19 protein-coding genes and 1 pseudogene are annotated in these 19,906 nt (G+C 62.7%); 8 read left to right on the top strand and 12 right to left on the bottom strand.

The genetic code is table 11. The annotated features are described in order from the left end of the window. Position 1: 1 nt before the first annotated feature. Together L0962_RS08340 and L0962_RS08345 are read right to left on the bottom strand one after the other, a co-directional pair. On the bottom strand, positions 2-814 hold the full coding sequence (locus L0962_RS08340) for an ABC transporter permease (RefSeq protein ID WP_234085902.1): 813 nt from the start codon (positions 812-814) through the stop codon (positions 2-4). A gap of 7 nt (positions 815-821) precedes the next feature. After that, positions 822-1,796: an ABC transporter substrate-binding protein gene (locus L0962_RS08345; protein ID WP_234085903.1), complete on the bottom strand. Its 975-nt coding sequence runs from the start codon at positions 1,794-1,796 to the stop codon at positions 822-824. Between the two features lie 315 nt (positions 1,797-2,111). Between L0962_RS08345 and ccoN the strand changes: the two genes are divergently transcribed. From ccoN to L0962_RS08360, 3 genes are all read left to right on the top strand, one after another. After that, positions 2,112-3,533, top strand: a complete 1,422-nt coding sequence (ccoN, locus tag L0962_RS08350) for a cytochrome-c oxidase, cbb3-type subunit I (protein WP_234085904.1) — start codon at positions 2,112-2,114, stop codon at positions 3,531-3,533. A gap of 8 nt (positions 3,534-3,541) precedes the next feature. Further along, positions 3,542-3,721, top strand: a complete 180-nt coding sequence (locus tag L0962_RS08355; RefSeq protein ID WP_234085905.1) for a CcoQ/FixQ family Cbb3-type cytochrome c oxidase assembly chaperone — start codon at positions 3,542-3,544, stop codon at positions 3,719-3,721. Between the two features lie 133 nt (positions 3,722-3,854). Then, on the top strand, positions 3,855-4,562 hold the full coding sequence (locus L0962_RS08360) for a superoxide dismutase (protein WP_301332259.1): 708 nt from the start codon (positions 3,855-3,857) through the stop codon (positions 4,560-4,562). Positions 4,563-4,612: 50 nt separating this feature from the next. Here L0962_RS08360 and L0962_RS08365 read toward each other — a convergent pair whose 3' ends face one another. Continuing rightward, the gene (locus L0962_RS08365) at positions 4,613-5,494 is read right to left on the bottom strand and encodes a LysR family transcriptional regulator (RefSeq protein ID WP_234085907.1); all 882 of its coding nucleotides are present in this window, start codon (positions 5,492-5,494) and stop codon (positions 4,613-4,615) included. Positions 5,495-5,599: 105 nt separating this feature from the next. Here L0962_RS08365 and L0962_RS08370 point away from each other — a divergent pair, with 105 nt between their 5' ends. Genes L0962_RS08370 through L0962_RS08385 form a run of 4 tightly spaced genes read left to right on the top strand, consistent with a single transcriptional unit; the run spans position 5,600 to position 8,131 of the window. After that, positions 5,600-6,391 carry a class III extradiol ring-cleavage dioxygenase gene (locus L0962_RS08370; RefSeq protein ID WP_234085908.1) on the top strand — a complete coding sequence of 264 codons (792 nt, stop codon included), beginning with the start codon at positions 5,600-5,602 and terminating at the stop codon, positions 6,389-6,391. A gap of 11 nt (positions 6,392-6,402) precedes the next feature. After that, positions 6,403-6,939, top strand: a complete 537-nt coding sequence (locus L0962_RS08375) for a cytochrome b (protein WP_234085911.1) — start codon at positions 6,403-6,405, stop codon at positions 6,937-6,939. 28 nt (positions 6,940-6,967) lie between these two features. Beyond that, on the top strand, positions 6,968-7,537 hold the full coding sequence (locus L0962_RS08380; RefSeq protein WP_234085912.1) for a YceI family protein: 570 nt from the start codon (positions 6,968-6,970) through the stop codon (positions 7,535-7,537). Between the two features lie 24 nt (positions 7,538-7,561). Next, positions 7,562-8,131: a YceI family protein gene (locus L0962_RS08385; protein WP_234085913.1), complete on the top strand. Its 570-nt coding sequence runs from the start codon at positions 7,562-7,564 to the stop codon at positions 8,129-8,131. A gap of 112 nt (positions 8,132-8,243) precedes the next feature. On the opposite strand, the gene L0962_RS08390 is transcribed toward L0962_RS08385, so the two are convergent. Genes L0962_RS08390 through kdpA form a run of 8 tightly spaced genes read right to left on the bottom strand, consistent with a single transcriptional unit; the run spans position 8,244 to position 17,194 of the window. Further along, entirely contained in the window at positions 8,244-8,975 is a 732-nt protein-coding gene (locus L0962_RS08390) for a response regulator (RefSeq protein ID WP_234085914.1), read from the bottom strand. 19 nt (positions 8,976-8,994) lie between these two features. Beyond that, positions 8,995-11,688, bottom strand: a complete 2,694-nt coding sequence (locus L0962_RS08395; protein ID WP_234085915.1) for a sensor histidine kinase KdpD — start codon at positions 11,686-11,688, stop codon at positions 8,995-8,997. Next, on the bottom strand, positions 11,678-11,965 hold the full coding sequence (locus tag L0962_RS08400) for a hypothetical protein (protein WP_234085916.1): 288 nt from the start codon (positions 11,963-11,965) through the stop codon (positions 11,678-11,680). Before L0962_RS08400 ends, L0962_RS08395 begins: the two co-directional genes overlap by 11 nt. A gap of 7 nt (positions 11,966-11,972) precedes the next feature. Next, positions 11,973-12,275, bottom strand: a complete 303-nt coding sequence (locus L0962_RS08405; RefSeq protein WP_234085917.1) for a hypothetical protein — start codon at positions 12,273-12,275, stop codon at positions 11,973-11,975. 19 nt (positions 12,276-12,294) lie between these two features. Continuing rightward, a complete protein-coding gene (locus L0962_RS08410) occupies positions 12,295-12,771 on the bottom strand; it encodes a PTS sugar transporter subunit IIA (RefSeq protein ID WP_234085918.1) in 477 nt (158 codons plus the stop codon). Continuing rightward, positions 12,768-13,424, bottom strand: a complete 657-nt coding sequence (gene kdpC / locus L0962_RS08415; protein WP_234085919.1) for a potassium-transporting ATPase subunit KdpC — start codon at positions 13,422-13,424, stop codon at positions 12,768-12,770. The genes L0962_RS08410 and kdpC overlap by 4 nt, the downstream gene beginning before the upstream one ends. Positions 13,425-13,434: 10 nt before the next feature. Next, positions 13,435-15,474, bottom strand: a complete 2,040-nt coding sequence (gene kdpB / locus L0962_RS08420; RefSeq protein ID WP_234085920.1) for a potassium-transporting ATPase subunit KdpB — start codon at positions 15,472-15,474, stop codon at positions 13,435-13,437. A gap of 10 nt (positions 15,475-15,484) precedes the next feature. Next, positions 15,485-17,194, bottom strand: a complete 1,710-nt coding sequence (kdpA, locus tag L0962_RS08425; protein WP_234085921.1) for a potassium-transporting ATPase subunit KdpA — start codon at positions 17,192-17,194, stop codon at positions 15,485-15,487. A 274-nt stretch (positions 17,195-17,468) separates the two neighbouring features. Between kdpA and L0962_RS08430 the strand changes: the two are divergent. Beyond that, positions 17,469-17,588, top strand: a pseudogene (locus L0962_RS08430) (polyisoprenoid-binding protein); the annotation flags it as partial. A gap of 766 nt (positions 17,589-18,354) precedes the next feature. Here the strand turns inward: L0962_RS08430 and L0962_RS08435 are convergent. Further along, entirely contained in the window at positions 18,355-19,740 is a 1,386-nt protein-coding gene (locus L0962_RS08435; protein WP_234085922.1) for an ATP-binding protein, read from the bottom strand. Between the last annotated feature and the right edge of the window lie 166 nt (positions 19,741-19,906).

The following is a 19,906-nucleotide window of genomic DNA, read 5'->3' on the forward strand; positions in this document are numbered from 1 at the left end:
GTCAGTGCTCCAGGCCGCGGTGCCAGCGCAGCAGGTGGTTGTTCAGGCGGCTGACCGCGGTGTCGATGGCCAGGCCGAGCAGGCCGATGGTGATCATGCCGGCGATGATCTTGTCGGACCACATGAATTCGCGCGCTTCGAGGATTCTGAAGCCGAGACCGTCGTTGACCGCAATCATTTCGGAAACGATCACCACGATGAAGGCGGTACCGATGCCGATCCGCACGCCGGCCAGGATGTACGGCGTGGCGGCCGGCAGCATGACGCGGGTGAACATCGACCAGGCGCCGACCCCGAGGTTCTTCGCCGCACGGATGTAGATGCCGTCCACCTGCCGCACGCCGGCGATGGTGTTCATCAGCACCGGGAAGAAGGCGCCGATGGCGATCAGGAAGAAGGATGGCGGATTGCCCAGGCCGAACCACAGGATCGCCAGCGGAATGTAGGCGATCGGCGGAATCGGCCGCAGGATCTGGACCAGCGGGTTGAACAGCGTGTACATGCGGGCGTTGGCCCCCATCAGCAAGCCGAGCGGCAGGGCCAGCCCGGCGCCGATCAGGAAGCCGACCACCACGCGATACAGGCTGGACCAGGTATCGTGCGGCAGTTCGCCCGACAGCGCCCAGGCCAGCCAGGACTGGCCGGCCTCCTGCGGCTGGGCCGGCAGCAGGTAATGCCACCATTTGATCGCCACCGCCGAGGGCGCCGGCAAGACCACTTCCGAGAACAGGCCGGCCCGCGAACAGGCCTCCCAGACGATCAGCACCAGCACCGGTACCAGCGTGCCCTGCGCGAAGGATTGCAGTTTCTTCATGCCGGCCTCACTTGACCTTCAGATCGGCCTTGGCCTTCTGCAGCAGATCGAGCTTGACCCACTCGGCCGCCTTCGGCGGCTTGGCCATGCGACCGACGCCGTACTTGTTCATGTACTCGGTGGAGATGTCGATGTGTTCGGGCGACACGTCGTAGGTGTAGTCGGCATTGTCCATCGCATCGCGGAAATCCTGCGACGAAATCTGCCCCTTGAACATCTGCTCGCGCACGTACTTCTCGGCCAGCGCCATGTCCTTGTTGAACAGCGCCGTACTCTCGACGAAGCACTTCATCAGCCGTTGCGCGACGTCCTTCTTCTCGTTGTACATCTTCTCGGTCATCACCAAGAGGCGCACCGGCTCGCCCATCCGGGTGTTGTACGGCTTCATGATCTCGACGCCGAACTTCTTGTTGATCGCCTGCGAGGATTGCGGCTCGGACTGGCACATCGCATCGATCTGCTTGGCGGCCAGCGCCTGGTTCAGGTCGGCAAAGGCCAGGAAGACGATCTGCACGTCCTTGCCCGGCTTGTCGGACCAGGTCAGCCCGGCCTGTTCGAGCTCGGCATAGAGCAGCAGTTCGTGGGCGCCGCCGCGGGTGACGCCGACCTTCTTGCCCTTCAGGCCCTGGATGTCCTTGATGCCGGTATCGATGCCGGCGACCAGCCGGGCGCCGCCCTTGGCGAAGCCGGCCACGGTGTAGATCGGCACGCCGTTGGCACGGCCCGAGATGGCGCCGTCGGAAGCCAGCGCGGCGATGTCGATCTCGCCGGCGACGATCGCCGGCATGATGTCCGGGCCCTTCGGGAACATGCGTTCCTCGACCTTCAGGTTGTACTTGCCGCAGTATTCCTTCATGTAGGAGACAGCGCCGTAGTGCGCAAACTTCAGGTTGCCGAGGCGGACGACGTCCGGCGTCTGGGCGACGGCGGCGGTCGAACAGATGGCCAGCGCGGCCAGCGAAAGACGGATGATCTGTTTCATGAATGACTCCTCCAGTTGTTGTCGCGGACCGCGAAGTGCGGCCTCGGCCAATGAATTGCAGGAGGCGTGCCATCCCGGACAAATCTCCAAACCGTTGATTCAATTAACGAATAGTCGCGACACCGGCCACGACGCATGCGGCTTTCCGGAATCCGGCGGAACCCTCGTGCGAAAACCCGCACAGGGGTTCCATCGAAAAAGCGAAATATTTCTGCAAAAAAACGGAACTTATTACCGGAGAAACCGCCAAAGCGGCCGCCTGGACTGCGTCTACGCGCCGCCGGGCGAGCATTTCAACCAACGGGGAACGGGTTCATGGCACAAGCAACAACCTATAACGACAAGGTCGTCCGGCAATTCGCCGTGATGACCGTCATCTGGGGCATCGTCGGCATGCTGGTCGGCGTCGTCATCGCGGCACAGCTGGTCTGGCCGGAGTTGAACGTAGCGCCCTACTTCCATTTCGGACGACTGCGTCCGTTGCATACCAACGCAGTGATCTTCGCTTTCGGCGGCTGTGCGCTGTTCGCCACGTCGTACTACGTCGTCCAGCGCACCTGTCATGCGCGCCTGTGGGGCGGCCCGCTGATCCCACTGACCTTCTGGGGCTGGCAGCTGGTCATCGTGCTGGCGGCGATCACGCTGCCGCTGGGCATCACCACCAGCAAGGAATACGCTGAACTGGAATGGCCGATCGACCTGTTGATCGCGGTCGTCTGGGTCGCCTACGCGGTGGTCTTCTTCGGCACCATCGCCAAGCGCCAGGTCTCGCACATCTACGTCGCCAACTGGTTCTACGGCGCCTTCATCATCGCCGTCGCGCTGCTGCACATCGTCAACAGCATGGAAACGCCGGTATCGCTGACCAAGTCCTACTCGATGTACGCCGGCGCCCAGGATGCGATGGTGCAGTGGTGGTACGGCCACAACGCGGTCGGCTTCTTCCTGACCGCCGGCTTCCTCGGCATGATGTACTACTTCGTGCCCAAGCAGGCCGGCCGGCCGGTCTATTCGTACCGGCTGTCGATCGTGCACTTCTGGGCGCTGATCTTCACCTACATGTGGGCCGGCCCGCACCACCTGCACTACACCGCGCTGCCGGACTGGACGCAATCGGTCGGCATGGTCTTCTCGGTGATCCTGCTGGCACCGTCGTGGGGCGGCATGATCAACGGCATCATGACCCTGTCGGGCGCCTGGCACAAACTGCGCACCGACCCGATCCTGAAGTTCCTGGTCACCTCGCTGTCGTTCTACGGCATGTCCACCTTCGAAGGTCCGATGATGGCGATCAAGTCGGTCAACGCGCTGTCGCACTACACCGACTGGACCATCGGCCACGTCCACTCCGGCGCCCTCGGCTGGGTCGCGATGGTGTCGATCGGCTCGATCTACTTCCTGTTGCCGCGCCTGTTCGGCCGCAAGGAAATGTACTCGCCGGAACTGGTCACCATCCACTTCTGGATGGCCACCATTGGCACCGTGCTGTACATCGCCTCGATGTGGATTTCCGGCGTCATGCAGGGCCTGATGTGGCGTGCGATCAACGCCGACGGCTCGCTGGCCTATGCCTTCGTCGAAGGCGTCAAGGGCTCCTACCCGTTCTGGGCGGTGCGCTGGCTGGGCGGCGTGTTCTTCCTGTCCGGCATGATCCTGATGGCGTACAACATGTTCCGTACCATCGCCGTCGGCAAGACCGACGCGGTACCGGTGCTTGCGCCGGCCGGCCACCACTGAGGCGCCTCATGGATTTCACGTTGATCGCCCAGATCCATACCGTCGCGGCCTTCTTCGGATTCCTGTCGATCTGCGCCTGGGCCTTCGGCCAGGCGCCGAAGCAGGCCTTCGCGGAAGCCGAGCAACTGCCTTTCACCGACCCGGAAGCCGAGGCGGAAAAGCGCAAGGCCCTGCTGCTCGGCCGCTGAACCGTCACGTCGGGGTGGCCGCCGGGCCGCCTCGACACAACAGCCGCCGGACGGCATTCCATGGGTATAGAATTCCCGGACCCGGCACACCGCCGGGCTCGAACAAGATGAATTCACCAAAGGAGCCTCCGACATGATCTTCCATTGCGCACTGAAGTCCGTTGCCCCGGCCCGCCTGCTGTCCGGGATCGCCGCCGCCATGCTGCCGGCGCTCGCCGCCGCCCAGTTCTCCCTCGCCCCGCTGCCCTATCCAGCCGACGCGCTGGAACCCCACATCGACAAGCAGACGATGGAGATTCACCACGACCGCCATCACCAGGCTTACGTCAACAACCTCAACGCCCAGGTCAAGAACACCCCGGAACTGGCCAATCTGTCGCTGGAAGCCATCCAGGGCCAGATTTCCAAATACGGCCCGGCGGTGCGTAACAACGGCGGCGGCCACTACAACCACGACCTGTTCTGGAAGCTGATGGCCCCCGAAGGCCAGCGCGGCAAGCCGTCGCCGGCGCTGGAAGCGGCCATCGCGGCCAGCTTCGGTTCGCTCGAGGAAATGAAGAAGCGCTTCGACCAGGCGGCGCTCAGCCGCTTCGGTTCGGGCTGGGCCTGGCTGATCGTGACGCCGGAGCGCAAGCTGGCGGTGACCTCGACCGCCAACCAGGACAACCCGCTGATGGACTTGCCCGACATCCAGCGCGGTACGCCGGTGCTCGCGCTCGACGTCTGGGAACACGCCTACTACCTGAAGTACCAGAACAAGCGCGCCGACTACGCCACGCAATGGTGGAACGTCGTGAACTGGAACGAGGTCAACCGGCGCTACGAGGCCGCCCTCAAGTAAGGGACGCCAGCCACCGGGGCCGGGGCCGCGACATGCGGCCCTTTTTCATTTCAGCCGCCGAGGCGTGCCGCCAGATAGTCCATCAGCACGCGCACCCGGTGCGGCACCTGCCGGTTGCCCGGCAGCATCGCATAGATGCCCAGTTCCGGTTGGGCAAACTCGGCCAGCACCTCGACCAGTCTTCCATCGGCAAGATAGGCATCGACCAGGAAATCCGGGTGGCTGGTCACCCCCAGCCCGCGCGCGGCGGCATCGAGCAGCACGTCGCCGTTGTTGGCGGTCAGCCGGCTGTGCACGTGTACGGCCTGCGACTGGCCGGCCACGTCGAACAGCAGTGTCGCCGGCCCGGACAGCGTGTAACCCAGGTATTCATGGTGCGTCAGATCGGCCGGCTTCTGCGGTCGACCGTGGCGGGCGAGATATTCCGGCGCCGCCACCACTTTCAGCCGAGCCGCCCCCAGCCTGCGTGCGACGTCGCCCGGCGCCAGCTGACGGGTGATGCGCAGCGACAGGTCGATACCTTCCTCGATCAGGTTCTGCCGGCGATCGCTGTAATCCATGTCGAGCGCGACCTCCGGGTAATCGCGGGCGAAATCGAGCAACAGCGGCGCCGCCCGTTTCAGGCCGAAGCTGAGCGGCAGGCTGATGCGGATGTTGCCGCGCGGCGTCTGCCGTTCGGCGGCGATATCGGTCTCGGCCGCCTCGACCAGGTTGAGGATGACCCGGCATTTTTCCAGATAGCCGGTACCGGCCGAGGTCAGCGTCAGCCGGCGCGTCGAACGCGCCATCAACTGGCAGCCGAGGTGCTGCTCCAGCGCGGCGACCTGCCGCGTCACCACCGAGCGGGCGACGCCCATCTGCTGGGCGACGGCGGAAAAACTACCGAGTTCGGCAACACGCACGAAGATGCGCATGGCGTCCAGTCTGTCCATATTGTTGTCATTAAAGCAACAGTAATTTGCATATTGTGACCTATTTCGCAGCAATCAAAGCACTTAAAGTACGTCCAACGCAATAACGCCAACCCGGCCATCATCATGAACCTGCTGCCCAGCCTCTTCGTTCCGCACGGTGCCCCGACCTTCTCGCTACGCCCCGGCGCTGCCGGCGCCGCGCTGCGCCGCGAAGCCGACAGCCTGCCGCGACCGCGTGCCGTGATCATCGCCAGCCCGCACTGGGACAGCGCCGTCCCCACCGTCGGCAGCGCCCGCCAGCTGGAAACCATCCACGACTTCTGGGGCTTCCCGGACGAGTTGTACGCCATCCGCTACCCGGCGACCGGCTGCCCGGAGGCCGCCGCCGAAGTCATCGCCGCGATCAGCGCCGCCGGTCTGCCGGTCGCGCGCGACGAGCAGCGCGGCCTCGATCACGGTGCCTGGGTGCCGCTGCGCCTGATGTATCCCGACGCCGATGTGCCGGTCGTACCGATTTCGGTCGCCAGCCGCGGTGGACCGCAGCTGGCCTGGGACATCGGTCGCGCGCTGGCCCCGCTGCGCGAACGCGGCTTTTTGATCGTCGGCTCCGGCAGCATCACGCACAACCTGCGCGACTTTCAGCAGGCCTGGCGCAACGGCGGCCAGACACCGGACTACATCCGCGTCTTTGCCGACTGGCTGAACGACCGGGCGCTGGCCGGCGACCACGCGGCACTGCTCGACTACCGCCGGCAGGCGCCGCACGCCGCCCAGGCCCATCCCAGCGAGGAACACCTGCTGCCCTTCCACTTCGCGCTCGGCGCCGGCGGCGAAAACGCCCGCGCCGTCCGCTTCCACGCCGGCATCGACGACTACGTGATCGCGATGGACGGTTACCGCTTTTTACCGCAATGAGGAGGTCGACCGTGACCGCGTCCTACACGACAACCGCCAAGGGCCTGCACTGGATCATGGCCGTCCTGCTGATCGGCCTGCTGGCCCTCGGCTTCACCATGCACGACCTGCCGCTATCGCCGCAGAAGCTGCAGCTGTACTCGTACCACAAGTGGGCCGGCGTCAGCGTCTTCCTGCTGGTGCTGTTCCGGCTGGCCTGGCGTGCCGGGCATCCGCCGCCGCCGTTGCCGGACAGCATGGCGAAGCCGCTGCAGTTCGCCGCCCACGCCGGTCACGCGCTGCTCTACCTGCTGATGCTGGCGATTCCGCTGAGCGGCTGGCTGATGAGTTCGGCCAAGGGCTTCCAGACCGTCTGGTTCGGCGTGCTGCCGATCCCCGACCTGATCGGCAAGGACAAGGAGACCGGCGACCTGCTGGCAAACGTACACCTCGCGCTGAACCTGCTGTTCGTCGCCGTCCTGGCCGGCCATGTCGGCGCCGCGCTGAAGCACCACTTCATCGACAAGGACGACATCCTGCGCCGGATGCTGCCGCAACGCCGCCGCTGAAACCGCCCCAACCCCAAGGAGAAAAATCATGAAAAAACAACTTTTCGTCGCGTTGACCGCAAGCCTGGCCGGCCTGGCCTTCACCGCCCCCGCCCAAGCCGTCGACTATGCGACGGTGCAGCCGGCACAGAGCAACATCGCCTTCAGCTATCAGCAGATGGGCGTCAAGATGGACGGCCGCTTCCGCAAATTCAGCGCGCAACTGGCCTTCGACCCGGCCCGCCCGGCCAGCGCCAGCGCCGCCTTCGACGTCGATCTGGCCAGCATCGACACCGGCGGCGCCGAATCCGACCAGGAAGTCGCCGGCAAGGCCTGGTTCGACAGCAAGAACTTCCCGACCGCACGTTTCGTGTCCACCGGCGTCAAACCGCTCGGCGGCAACCGCTACGAAGTCGCCGGCAAACTGAGCATCAAAGGTCGCACGCAGGACATCGTCGTGCCGGCCACCTTCACCGCACAAGGCAAGGTCGGCAGTTTCGACGGCGCCTTCACCCTCCGCCGCGGCGATTTCGCCATCGGCGAAGGCGCCTGGGCCAAGTTCGACATCGTCGCCAACGACGTCCAGGTCAAGTTCCACATCGTTGCAGCACAGAAGTAACCCCCACCCTCAAGGAGAAACCTCATGAAAAAATCCATCGCCCTGATCGCCCTCGCCGCTGCTTTCGCCGCCCCGGCCTTCGCCGCCCCGGAAACCTACGTGCTCGACAGCACGCACAGCTTCCCGCGCTTCTCGTACAGCCACTTCGGCTATTCGACGCAGCTCTCGCGCTTCGACAAGACCACCGGCACCGTCGTCTTCGACAAGGCCGCCAAGACCGGCGCGGTCGACGTGGTCATCGACACGAAATCGGTCAACACCGGCTACCCGACCTTCAACGAGCACATCCAGGGCGAGGATTTCCTCGACACCGCCAAGTACCCCACCGCCACCTTCAAGTCCACCAAGGTGATCTTCGAAGGCGACAAGCCGGCCAAGGTCGAAGGCAACCTGACGCTGAAGGGCGTCACCAAGCCGGTCGTCCTCACCGTCACCTCCTTCCAGGCCATGCCGCACCCGATGATGAAGAAGGATGCGATCGGCGCCAACGCCTACACCATCGTCAAGCGCTCGGAATTCAACGCCGGCAAGTACGCGCCCTACGTCGGCGACGAAGTGCGCATCGACATCGCGCTGGAAGCGATCAAGCAGTAAGCCCCGGCGAGCGGCCCGCTACGAAAAACGGGGTTTCTTGCGGTCGACCGCAAGAAACCCCGTTTTTCGATTCTTCAGCCGGCCGCAATGGCGGCAAGGAACCCGGCCGTGACTAGGAATTTCGCCGCTCGCCGGTGATCAAGCGCAGTCCAACGCCCGGTTCGGTCAGCAGGAAACGTGGTGCCGACGCGTCATCGCCGAGCTTGTAGCGCAGTTTGCCAACCAGCACCCGCAGGTAGTGGGTGTCCCCTTCATGGATCGGCCCCCACATTTCGCGCAGTATCTGAGTCTGCGTCACCAGCCTTCCGGGCTGCCGGGCCAACAGGGCGAGCAGCGAAAACTCCTTGCGACTCAGCACGACAACTTCTCCGTCGAGCCTCACCTGGTGTTCGACAAAATCGATGCGCAAGGAGCCGTCGTCGTACACAGGATTACCTCCGCCCGACACCGGCATCGCCCGCAAGAGCGCGCGAATGCGCGCCATCAGTTCCTCCACGCCGAACGGCTTGGTCACGTAATCGTTGGCCCCGGCGTCGAGCAGGGCAACCTTCTCCTCCTCGCCCGAACGGACAGTCAGCACGATGACGGGCACCTTCGACCATTGCCGCAATTCCTTGAGTACCTCCCGACCGTCCATGTCGGGTAGGCCGAGATCGAGGATAAGCAGATCCGCCCCCCGACTGGCCAGCAGCGTCAGGCCTTCCTGGCCCGTCCCCGCCAGCAACGTGGCATAGCCCTGCGAACGCAGGCTGATATCGACGAATTTGCGGATTTGCGCTTCGTCGTCGACGATGAGAATCTGCGCCGCTGACGCGGCGGCCCCCTTGTCGCCGGATTGCATCATGAACGGTCTCCCAAATCGGCTAGGCGCTCCAGGGCAATGTCAGACAGATGGTGGTTCCCCGGCCGTCCGGGCCGGAAAACGCTGCGACGCTCCCCATGTGAGCGCCCACGATACCCTGAACGATGGTCAATCCCAAGCCGGTCCCCTGGCGCCCCCGGTCGCCCCGCTCGACACTGTAGAACATATCGAAGATGCGCCGCCGCTCGTCCTCCGGAATCCCCGGTCCACGGTCCGAAACGCGAATTTCCAATCGATCGTCCTCCAACCGCCGGGCTTGCACGCGGATGGATTCGCCCGGCGGCGAAAACTTCGCCGCGTTTTCCATCACGTTGAACAGGGCTTGTTCGATCAGCGCCGGATGAACGTGGATTGGCGACAGATCCATCGGAATATCGTGCTCAATCCTGACCCCCGGCTCATAGCGTTGCAGGCGTCGGGATGCCGAGCCGACCAGTTCGTCCACGCCGATCCAGTCGCGCGTCAGGGTCAGGCCCTGCTGGCCGAGCCGCGTCATATCAAGCAGGTTCTGGATATAGCGATCAAGACGCTCCCCCTCGACGCGAATGGTGTCGAGCAGGCTATGCCGGTCATCCGCTTTCATGTCATTGCCGTAGCTCGCCAGGCTGTCGGCCGCACCAATCATCGACGACAGCGGCGAACGAAGGTCGTGCGACACCGAGGAAAGCAGCGCGGAACGAAGCCGTTCGGTCTCCCCGGTGACGCGTGCCGCTTCCAGCTCCGATACCAGGCGCGTCCGCAAGGCCGCCTGGCCGATATCTTCGACCATGCTTTCGGCCAGCCGTCGCTGCTCGAAGGAAAGACGCCCCATCTCCGGCGCAAAGCGCAAGCCGACCACTCCCAGGGTGTCCTTATCAGAAGCAACGGGCAGGAACCACCACTGCGTATTACCCAGCGTGTCCGTGTAGCGGCCGCTCACCTGGCCGTGGCGCTCGGTCCAGTCGGCCGCTGCCAGATCCTTCTCGCTCAAGTGTCCGGCGGCCGTGACCGGCCCGGACTCGCCGCCAATCCTTATCCAGGCCTCAGCCCGCAAGGTTTTTTGCAGCACGGCGGAGCCGGCGGCGACGACCTGCCCCAAATCGGCCGCCTTGGCCAGGCGGCGCCCCAGGCTCTGCATCGCCGTGGCATGGGTATTTGCCGTACGCAACGCCACCACTTGCATGCGCAAACGCGAAGCCAGGCGCCCAGCGATCAGCGCCGCTGCGAGGAACAACAGTACGGTCGCCACACCGCGATGAGCGCTGATGAAGAAGGTGTAGCGCGGTTCGATGAAGAAAAAATCATAGGACAGGAAACACAAGCCGGCGGTAATCACCGCTGCAACCATGCGCGTCCGCGAAGCGACCAGCATGACAGCCACCAGGAATACCATCGACAGGTCCTGCAGACCCAAAACGCGCTCGGCCAGCGCCGCCATGCCGGTAGCGCCGAGGCTGGCCAGCGGGATGAGCAGCGGCTCCCGCCGGGTCAGGCTCTCGCCGGCGATGTCCGGCAAGCGCAGGCCGCGTTGCCTAGCCTGGGGCGTACTGACAATGGTCAGTTCATAGCGGCTGCCACGTTGCAGCAACTGCTGCGTCAAACTGCGGTTGAAAATGCGGGCGACCGGCCGATCGTGCGTGCGACCAATCACGAGCGACTTCGCGCCACGCGCCGCGGCGGCGTCGAGCAGGGCCTGGGCGATGTCGGTATTGTGCAGGACCTCGGTTTCACCGCCGAGGTTGCGCGCCAGCGCAAACGCCCGATCCATTTCCATCTGGCGCTGCTGCTCCGCCCGTTCGCGCCGACCCGAGCGCCCGATAGCGTTATCCGCACCGTCAACTGACAGGGCCGCCCCCGCCGAGCGGCCGGTATCCACCGTCACCACCGACCACGGTGCGCCGCGCCGCTCGGCGATCCGCGCACCGGCCCGTACCAGGTATTCCGATTGGCCCAGCCCGTCGATCGCGATCAGCACATGGCGCTGGATGGAAATTCCCTCCAGGCCACGCGCTGCCCGTTTCTCGCGCAGATCGGTATCGACGTGCTCGGCCACCGTCTGCATTGCCAACTCCCGCAAGGCGGTGAGATTCGACGGCGAGAAAAAGGCCTGCAGCGCCTGGGCAGCCTGTTCCGGCAAATACACCTTGCCCTGGTTCAGCCGTTCGATCAGCTCGGGCGCCGGCAGGTCGACCAGTCGGATGTCGCGCAGGCGCTCGAACACGGCGTCGGGTACGGTTTCGCTGACGCGTATACCGGTGATCTGATAGACGACGTCGTTGACACTTTCCAGGTGCTGGATATTGACCGTGGTGTAGACGTCCACACCGGCATCGAGCAATTCTTCCACATCCTGCCAGCGACGTTCGTGACGGCTCCCGGGGACATTGCGGTGCGCCAGTTCGTCAACCAGGGCGATTGCCGGACGCCGCGTCAACAAGCCGTCGAGGTCCATTTCCTCCAGTTGCCGCCCCCGGTATTCCACCTTCTTGCGCGGCAGCAACGGCAATCCGTCGGCCATGGCCAGCGTTTCGCTGCGCCCATGCGTTTCAACGATGCCAATGACGACGTCCACATCCTGGCGCTGCAGTTCGCGCGCCCGTGCCAACATGGCGTAGGTCTTGCCGACGCCCGGCGCCGCGCCGAGAAACACGGTCAGCCGACCGGCAGCCTGGCGCTTAAGTTCGCCCATCAGGGCATCGGCCCGTTCAGTTCCCATGCTGCATTTCCCATTCCCGGCCTTGCGCCGCGTTGTCAGATCGGTCATCCAATATCTGCGCCTTCCCGGCGACTCCCGCGTTCGCCGCATTGCCCGACGACGGCACGACAAGCCGGCGGAGGGCGGCGATCTCGGCCAGCACCCGCTGGCGAACCATTCCAGGGAAAATCGTCTTGCAGCGGGGCGAACAAGTCAATTGCCGGCCGTAAGCCAACCGGTCCAATACAGGATGGACATCATGCAACGTCCCGCACACGGGGCAATGGTGAACCGACATCGACGTCTCAAAGCACGCGCGTCGCGTAACGCACCAGGTCGGCCGCTTCCTTGCCGGTCTCCGCCGCGACGACGAAAGCCTCGCCGCCCGGCACGTTGCCCAGGGTCAAAGCAAGATCAATCGCGTTCTTGCCGCTAGCCACCACCCGCGTGTGGCCGACCGCGTAATCGGCAAGGATGATCCTGATGGCGGCGATGCCCATCGAACTGCCGGGCAGCAAAAACACCGCGATATTGCCGCTGCCCTCGCGGGCTGCGACTTCGAGTACCTCATCCCGGGAAGCAATACCGATGCATAGGGATGGATTCATGGTTTCACCTCGTGATCGATCAGCGTGACAGGCAGACATCGGGCACCACCGCCCGCCGGAAATGCGTGGCAACCAGTTCCGAGGTGTCGCAACGATGCAGCATCTCCCTGAATGGGCGATCGGCGAAGCGGGAGACCATCTCGGCCAGGGCCTCCAGGTGTTCCTGGGTCGTCGGATGAGGAACCAGCAGTACCACGATGTCGACGACCGGCCGACGGTCCGGCGCGTCGAAGGCGAGCGGCACACGCGGCCGGGCGTAGAAAACCCGAATCCGGTCCAGCGTTCGTACCTGCGCATGCGGGATCGCGACGCCGTCGCCCAATCCGGTCGAACCCAGTTGCTCTCGCCTCAGCAGAGCCGAAGCCACGCTTTCCGTCGACGGACCGCCACCGCGTTCGACATGCCGGCCGATGACTTCGAACAATTGGCACCGATTTTCGACCGGCAGATCGAGCAGCACATCGCCAGCCTGCAGATGAACGGCCGGCACATTCATCGCGACGTCTTCCCGGCCGGGCCGGCGGCACTCGCCGCATCCAGCGCCAGATTCAGTTCGAGCACGTTCACGCGCGGCTGACCCAGCCAGCCGAGTTGCCGGCCCTCCGTGTGCCTGGCGACCAGTTCGGCGACGACAGCGCTCGGCAAACCGCGTGCCTGTGCCACGCGATCGACCTGGATCGCCGCCGCCGACGGGCTGACGTGGGGATCGATGCCACCGCCGGACTGTGTCAGCAAATCGCCTGGCACTGCTGCCGGCGCAATACCGGCGTGCTGCGCAATCGCCTTCCGGGCCTCGTCGATGCGAGCGCTCAAATCCGGGTTGGTCCTCGACTGGTTGCTGCCGGCCAGGGCCATCGGATCGAAATTCGCCGCCGACGGCCGCGACAGGAAATAACGTGAGTCGGAAAACGGCTGCGCGACCAAGGTCGACCCCAGAACCCTACCGTCGCGCCCGACCAGGCTGCCGTTGGCCTGCTCGGGAAAAAGTGCCTGCCCCAGACCGACGCCGGTCAGCGAATAGAGCAGGCCGAAACCGATCAGCGAAACGCCGGCCAACCCGAGGGAGCCGCGCAACAGGCCGCGATCGGAGACGCCCGGTGGAACGGAGTTTTCCCGATTACAGGAAGAAATGGCATTGGAAATTGACATGATCGTATTCTCAGAGGGAGAACGTCGCGGAGATCACGACGTCGATCGCCTTGATGGCGAGGAAGGGCAGCACGACGCCGCCGACGCCGTAGATAAGCATGTTGTTGCGCAATAGTTGCGTCGCGCTCGACGGCTTGAAACGGACGCCGCGCAGCGCCAGCGGGATAAGTAGCGGAATGATGACTGCGTTGAAGATCAGCGCCGACAGCACGGCACTGGCCGGGCTGCTCAACTGCATCACATTGAGCGCGGCCATCTGCGGGATCGCCGCTGCGAACAGCGCCGGCAGGATAGCGAAGTACTTCGACACATCGTTGGCCAGCGAGAAGGTGGTCAGCGCGCCGCGCGTGATCAGTTGCTGCTTGCCGATCTCGACCACGGCGAGCAATTTGGCCGGATCGCTGTCGAGATCGACCATGTTGCCGGCCTCCTTGGCCGCCTGAGTACCCGAGTTCATGGCCAAGCCAACGTCGGCCTGGGCTAGCGCGGGCGCGTCGTTGGTACCGTCGCCAACCATAGCAACCAATCGGCCGGCGCTCTGCTCGGCACGGATGCGCGCCAGCTTATCTTCCGGGCGCGCCTCGGCGATGTAATCGTCGACACCTGCCTCAGCAGCGATGTTGGCGGCAGTCAGTGGGTTGTCGCCGGTGATCATCACGGTTTTCACCCCCATCTCGCGCAGGCGGGCGAAGCGCTCCTTGATGCCGTGCTTGATCACATCGGACAGTTCGATGACGCCCAGCACATGGTGGCCGTCGCTGACCACCAGCGGCGTCGCCCCCTTGCGTGCCACGTCGGCGACCCGGGCCTCGATTTCGGCCGGAACAGCACCGCCCTGGGCCTGCACGTGCCTCACGATGGCATCCAGCGCGCCCTTGCGGATGATCCGTTCGTCGGGCAGATCGACCCCCGACATGCGCGATTGCGCGGAGAAAGGCACGAAATGCGCGCCCTCCGGGTCGACCAGCTTCTCGTCCTTGCCGCGGGCCAACCGGACGATGGATTTGCCTTCCGGGGTCGGGTCGGCCAGAGAAGCCAGCAGCGCGGCCTGGCGCAGTTGCGCGGCATCGACGCCGGCCAAGGCATGAAAAGCAGTCGCCTGGCGGTCGCCGTGGGTGATCGTGCCGGTCTTGTCGAGCAGCAGCACGTCCACGTCGCCCGCCACTTCGACCGCCTTGCCGGATTTAGCCAGCACGTTGGCACGCAGTGCCCGATTCATGCCAGCAATGCCGATCGCCGGCAGCAGCCCGCCGATGGTGGTCGGGATCAAGCAGACGAGCAAAGCCACCAGAAGCACGACATCGACCTTGACGCCGACGAAGGCCGCGATGAAAGGCAAGGTCAGCACGACAATCAAAAACGTCAACGTCATAACACCCAGCAGGATACCGAGCGCAATTTCGTTGGGCGTCTTCTGGCGATTAGAACCTTCGACCAGCGCAATCATGCGATCGAGAAAGCTGTTGCCAGGTTCGGCCGTGACCCTCAGGACGATGCGGTCCGACAGCACCTTGGTACCGCCGATCACGCCGGAACGGTCGGTACCGGCCTCACGTAGGACCGGCGCCGATTCGCCGGTCACCGCCGCCTCGTTAATGGTAGCCAGGCCCTCGACGATCTCACCATCGGCAGGTACCAGTTGACCAGCCTCGACTACAACGAGATCGCCGGGCCGTAATTCAGCGGCTGCGACCATCTGCTCGCCGCCCGTTTTGTCCAGACGGCGGGCCATCAGATCCTTGCGCGCCCGGCGCAGCGAAGCCGCCTGACCGCGGCCGCGGGATTCGGCGATCGCCTCGGCGAAATTGCCGAACAGCACGGTAATCAGCAGGATTGCCGTGACCGACCAGCCGAAGGCGGGCCCTGCCCAACCGGCCAGCGTCGCGACGGCGGTGACCAGGGTGCCGAACCAGACCACGGCCATGACCGGATTCTTGACGATGTGCAGCGGCGACAGCTTGACGCAGGCGTTGATCAGCGCTGCGCCCAGGCCATGTCCTTCCAGCTGCGAAGTACGGCCGGCGGGTTCGGTGATAGAGAGATGACTCATGATGTTTTCCTCAACGCGCAAGCAGGCTCAGATGTTCGGCTATCGGGCCGAGCACCAGGACAGGCATGAACTGGAGCAAGGTCAGGATGACGATCACCGCGATCAGCGTCAGCGCGAAAGTTGGCGTCTCGATCTGCAGACTGCCAGCGCTTTCCGGCGCCTGGCGCTTGCGGGCCAGCATGGCGGCGATTGCCAGCGGAACGATCAGTGCCGGATAGCGGCCGGCGATCAGCAGGACGGTCGCCGAGACGTTCCACCACACGGTGGCATCGCCCAGCCCTTCGAAACCGGAACCGTTGTTGGCAAAGGCCGAGGCGTATTCGTAGAAGACCTGGCTGATCGCATGGAAGCCGGGGTTGGAATTTCCGGCAAGTTCGGGAACGGACAGCGTGACAGCGGTCAGGCTGAGCAAGGCGAGCGGCTGCAGCAGCACCAGCACGGCGAGCAATTTCACTTCGGGCGCTTCGATCTTGCGCCCGAACAATTCCGGCGTGCGCCCGGTCATCAGACCGGCCAGGAAGACACCGAGCAGGAGGTAGGTCAGGAATTGCTGCAGGCCGCAGCCGATACCGCCCCAGATCGCGTTGATCAGCATGTCGGAAATCGTCACTAGGCCGGTCAACGGCGCCAGCGAATCGTGCATGGCGTTGACCGAACCATTCGAGGTCTGCGTCGTCAAGGCCGCCCATAGTGCCGACGGCGCGGCGCCGAAGCGTACTTCCTTGCCTTCCATCAACGCGCTGTCCTGCGCGGTCGAAGAATAAGCTTCGGACCAGACCGCCAGCCCTGCCGAAATAACCGACATGGTCAGCATCGTGCTGAACACCAGCGCGCCAAACCTGCGGCGTCCGGTAAGGCTGCCGACCATGAACACCACCGCGACGGGAACCAGCACGATAGCCAGGGTTTCCAACAAATTCGACAATGGCGTGGGATTCTCGAGCGGTACCGAGCTGTTCGGGCCATACCAACCACCGCCATTGGTCCCCAGTTGCTTGATCGCCACCATCGGGGACACCGGGCCGAGCGGTATCTTCTGCTCTTTCAATTCCACCGTCGCATCAAGCGGTTCCACCACAGGACCGCCAGCCAATGTGGCCGGTACCCCCTGGCTGGTCAGCAGGAGCGACCAGACCAGGCACAAGGGCAGCATGAAGCGTAGCGTCGGACGGATCACGTCGGCCCAGTAGTTGCCGACGTCTACCGGCACCCGATCCATGCCGTCGACCAAGCGCTCCTGGACGTTACGACCGCCGAACAGGCCGCGCAAGGTTGCTACGACAACGGCCAGCCCCATCATTGGGGTGATCACCTGCAGGCCGACAATTCCCATCATGTGCGCCAGATAGGAAATCTGCGCCTGGCCGGAATAATGCTGCTGGTTGGTATTGGTTACGAACGAGACGGCAGTGTGCAGAGCCAGATCCCAGCTCATATTCGGTGCACCATTGGGATTGAGCGGCAGCCAGCCCTGAGTCATCAACAATATCCACACGATGCCGAATAGCACCAGATTGCTGAGCAGGAAAGCAGCAGCGTAACCGCGCCAGCTCATACCGCAGGCCGGATTAGTGCCAAGCAGGGCGTAAAGCGGGCGCTCCAGCCACAGGAAGACACGATCGCCAGGCATCGACGCACCGCGCATCAGCGTGGCCAGGTAGCGACCGAGCGGCCAGCCAAGGCCGATAGCCAGTGAGAATACGAGAAGAAATTCTGTCACGACCGACCTCCTTCCCGCACAAGTCGGGGCAGGTAAAGGCGATCCAGCGTATTTGGTGCTAGCCCGTAGAAAGCCGTTGACACGGGCTTCCCGGTCGATTGAGTGAAGTTAAGAGGCATGATCCCGTTTCGCGAACAAATGGCGAAATAGCCATGCCGAAGTATTTCGCGAAGCCCCGTAAACTCTCTATTCTCGAACCGGCATCACGCGTTAATTCTGCGTAAATCTCAAGTCGGTCGTGCGATCGGACGGATCCCACGCCCTATAACCCAGTGCTAACGGCGCCAACGCCTACACCGTCGTCAAACGCTCGGAATTCAATGCCGGCAAGTACGCGCCCTACGTCGGCGACGAAGTGCGCATCGACATCGCGCTGGAAGCGATCAAGCAGTAAGCAGCGCACACGCTCCGCGTCAGGACTCGTAAGCCTGACGACGCGGAGTTGGCTGGATGGGCGATGGATGTATCAGTACATCTCATCCATGCAAACGTAACGGCCGGAGCTTGCTCCGGCCGTTTTCGTTGCGGCATTCACTTCTTCAAAAACCGGGAGTAAGGCAAGGTCTTGAACCAACCCTGAGCGGTAGTTGGCTGCTTATGAAAGCGGATGCTCAACGTAGAAAATCAACGGATTTCGGCTTTTTGCGCAGGCCGAACGACTGCCGGGTTGGGCATCGCGGATACGCAATGCAGTGCAAACGCTTAGGGAAAACCGCCACCTGAGGTATTAGTGCCATTTGCCGAAGTAGGACACACAACGGCCAAGTTGATAACCCATGTACTGAAGCACGCTTACTTGCTGCATGCGGGCACGACACATGCAGAAGATTGCCAAAGCGTTAACCGACGACATAGCTGATACGAGCGATAACGTAAGTTGAGTATCGGGAGTTACATCAATTAGCAATGGAAGAACAAGCCACCAAGGAAAACAGCCGATTAGCCACCAAATACCCATGATCCAGCCGCGCGAGTCGCTGTGGCTTGGATATGAGAAAGCCCACAGGAGTGCCAAGGATGCAAGACCTACATAGAGCCAAAATTTAGTCATAACTCCCCGTGCGTGTAACTGACTGCAAAGGTGGGCAACGACGAAAGTAACCGGACAGGCAAAAAGCACAGCTTTTTGCCTGTCCGGTTGACCGCCGGGTTAGCCCCGGTCATTTTGGAAGAAGCCGCCATGCCGCCTTGTTGCCTTTCAGTTCAGGAATCATCTCAATGAGACCGGCCTCTTTCAATTTGTAGAATTCGGACTTCACCGCGTTCTCGCTCTTGATTCCCGTTATGTCGCGAGCCTGCCTATTCGTGATCGTGCCTTGCTTGTTCAGGAACTCCATGATCGCCTCCTGAGGTGTAGCAAGAGGGGTATGAGGGATGACGACGCGAACATAGTTGCCTTCATCCACGATCTCTGGGCTGCGTAAGCGCCATTCCTTCATTTTTTGGAATGCAGTGTTCAAGCCTTCGCCGATGTCCTTGTTGGGTGGGGACTTGTACCGGGAGAGCATCCCAACGATGCGTGGATTCCGCGCATAGCGGACATCGAGAATGTTCTCCTTGGTTACAAACGCTGGCAGGCGGCCGGGGCTTAGGACTTCAATTCGATTGTCGAAAATTAGAACCTGAACGTCATCTGACATCGAGTAATCGCGATGGATGATGGCATTCACGACAATCTCCCAAAGTGTTTCGGGGGGGTACGCCATTGCCTTTGGTCCATCGGTCGTCCAGACGTTGATCGCCGACATGATCGCTGTGACTCGCTCTACCGTCTTGTGTATCACTCCATAAAGCGATCCCTCAACCGACTCTATTGGGCCGAGGTGGTCGCGTTCAGGGTCTTCTTCCTTTGTTTCGTACCGAATGATGCGAACGGAGCATTTCTTTGGCATCAGACTCGCTGGCTCTGTCGAAAAGAGCAGTACTCCAGCGACCTTTGGCTTAAAGGACTTGCGATCTATCAGATTCTTATTCAAAGCAAGTTCGAGGGGGTCTGTAGTAGGGGAATAGCCAGCCAGAAACTCACTCAAACGAGGGGAATCAACAACGTCTTCCGCCATCGCATTGTCGAGTGAATAGTCCTCGTAGGAAACAGCCCCCTTTGCAAACGAAAGAGCCGTTATGCGCGATGGATCACTCACTGGGAGAGACTGTGCTCCTTTGCGTTCATAAACGGTGCCATCGGATGTCTTGTGGACTGCTTGACTCTTCTCAATCTGGATTCGCAGGACGTATCCGTGCTTCCCTTCCGCCTTGAGCAAAGCCAAGTCCATCGGCAAGGCTGGCTGGATTTCCGTAAGCGCCTGTATGTGCTGGTTGTAATCTTCAATATTCGGCGCACCAGTCCACCGTTTTGCGGGATCGGGTTCATCCTTCTCGTCGGCGACGCCTACATAGGCTTCACCTCCATCTGCATTGGCAAAGGCCACCGCGATCTTCTGTAGCTTGGCGCCCTTAATCGCCGCCGCTTTTCTGTCAAAGAAGTGATCTTCCTGCTTTGTTGAGAGCAGCAAAGCGTCGGCGGCAGTTATGGTCTTAGTTTCCATTCAGCATGCTCCGATTGAAGGGGCTAACTAGTAGTAGACGACAGAAGTGTCCAATAAGCTGGGCCTCTGTCCGATAAGCTGGAATACGCGACAGGCCGAAGTCCTTGCCTGCTGGGCTTTTTCAGAAAAATGGATTTTATGCAGCATGTAGGCGGGAGGCTGAAAC

Source organism: Azonexus sp. R2A61 (assembly GCF_021401135.1).
Lineage (GTDB): Bacteria > Pseudomonadota > Gammaproteobacteria > Burkholderiales > Rhodocyclaceae > Azonexus.

Bases quoted from the DNA above. Each gene is read 5' to 3' on its own strand.
- L0962_RS08340 (WP_234085902.1), bottom strand. From the start codon at position 814: ATGAAGAAACTGCAATCCTTCGCGCAGGGCACGCTGGTACCGGTGCTG.
- L0962_RS08345 (WP_234085903.1), bottom strand. From the start codon at position 1,796: ATGAAACAGATCATCCGTCTTTCGCTGGCCGCGCTGGCCATCTGTTCG.
- ccoN (WP_234085904.1), top strand. From the start codon at position 2,112: ATGGCACAAGCAACAACCTATAACGACAAGGTCGTCCGGCAATTCGCC.
- L0962_RS08355 (WP_234085905.1), top strand. From the start codon at position 3,542: ATGGATTTCACGTTGATCGCCCAGATCCATACCGTCGCGGCCTTCTTC.
- L0962_RS08360 (WP_301332259.1), top strand. From the start codon at position 3,855: ATGATCTTCCATTGCGCACTGAAGTCCGTTGCCCCGGCCCGCCTGCTG.
- L0962_RS08365 (WP_234085907.1), bottom strand. From the start codon at position 5,494: ATGGACAGACTGGACGCCATGCGCATCTTCGTGCGTGTTGCCGAACTC.
- L0962_RS08370 (WP_234085908.1), top strand. From the start codon at position 5,600: ATGAACCTGCTGCCCAGCCTCTTCGTTCCGCACGGTGCCCCGACCTTC.
- L0962_RS08380 (WP_234085912.1), top strand. From the start codon at position 6,968: ATGAAAAAACAACTTTTCGTCGCGTTGACCGCAAGCCTGGCCGGCCTG.
- L0962_RS08385 (WP_234085913.1), top strand. From the start codon at position 7,562: ATGAAAAAATCCATCGCCCTGATCGCCCTCGCCGCTGCTTTCGCCGCC.
- L0962_RS08390 (WP_234085914.1), bottom strand. From the start codon at position 8,975: ATGATGCAATCCGGCGACAAGGGGGCCGCCGCGTCAGCGGCGCAGATT.
- L0962_RS08395 (WP_234085915.1), bottom strand. From the start codon at position 11,688: ATGGGAACTGAACGGGCCGATGCCCTGATGGGCGAACTTAAGCGCCAG.
- L0962_RS08400 (WP_234085916.1), bottom strand. From the start codon at position 11,965: ATGTCGGTTCACCATTGCCCCGTGTGCGGGACGTTGCATGATGTCCAT.
- L0962_RS08405 (WP_234085917.1), bottom strand. From the start codon at position 12,275: ATGAATCCATCCCTATGCATCGGTATTGCTTCCCGGGATGAGGTACTC.
- L0962_RS08410 (WP_234085918.1), bottom strand. From the start codon at position 12,771: ATGAATGTGCCGGCCGTTCATCTGCAGGCTGGCGATGTGCTGCTCGAT.
- kdpC (WP_234085919.1), bottom strand. From the start codon at position 13,424: ATGTCAATTTCCAATGCCATTTCTTCCTGTAATCGGGAAAACTCCGTT.
- kdpB (WP_234085920.1), bottom strand. From the start codon at position 15,474: ATGAGTCATCTCTCTATCACCGAACCCGCCGGCCGTACTTCGCAGCTG.
- L0962_RS08435 (WP_234085922.1), bottom strand. From the start codon at position 19,740: ATGGAAACTAAGACCATAACTGCCGCCGACGCTTTGCTGCTCTCAACA.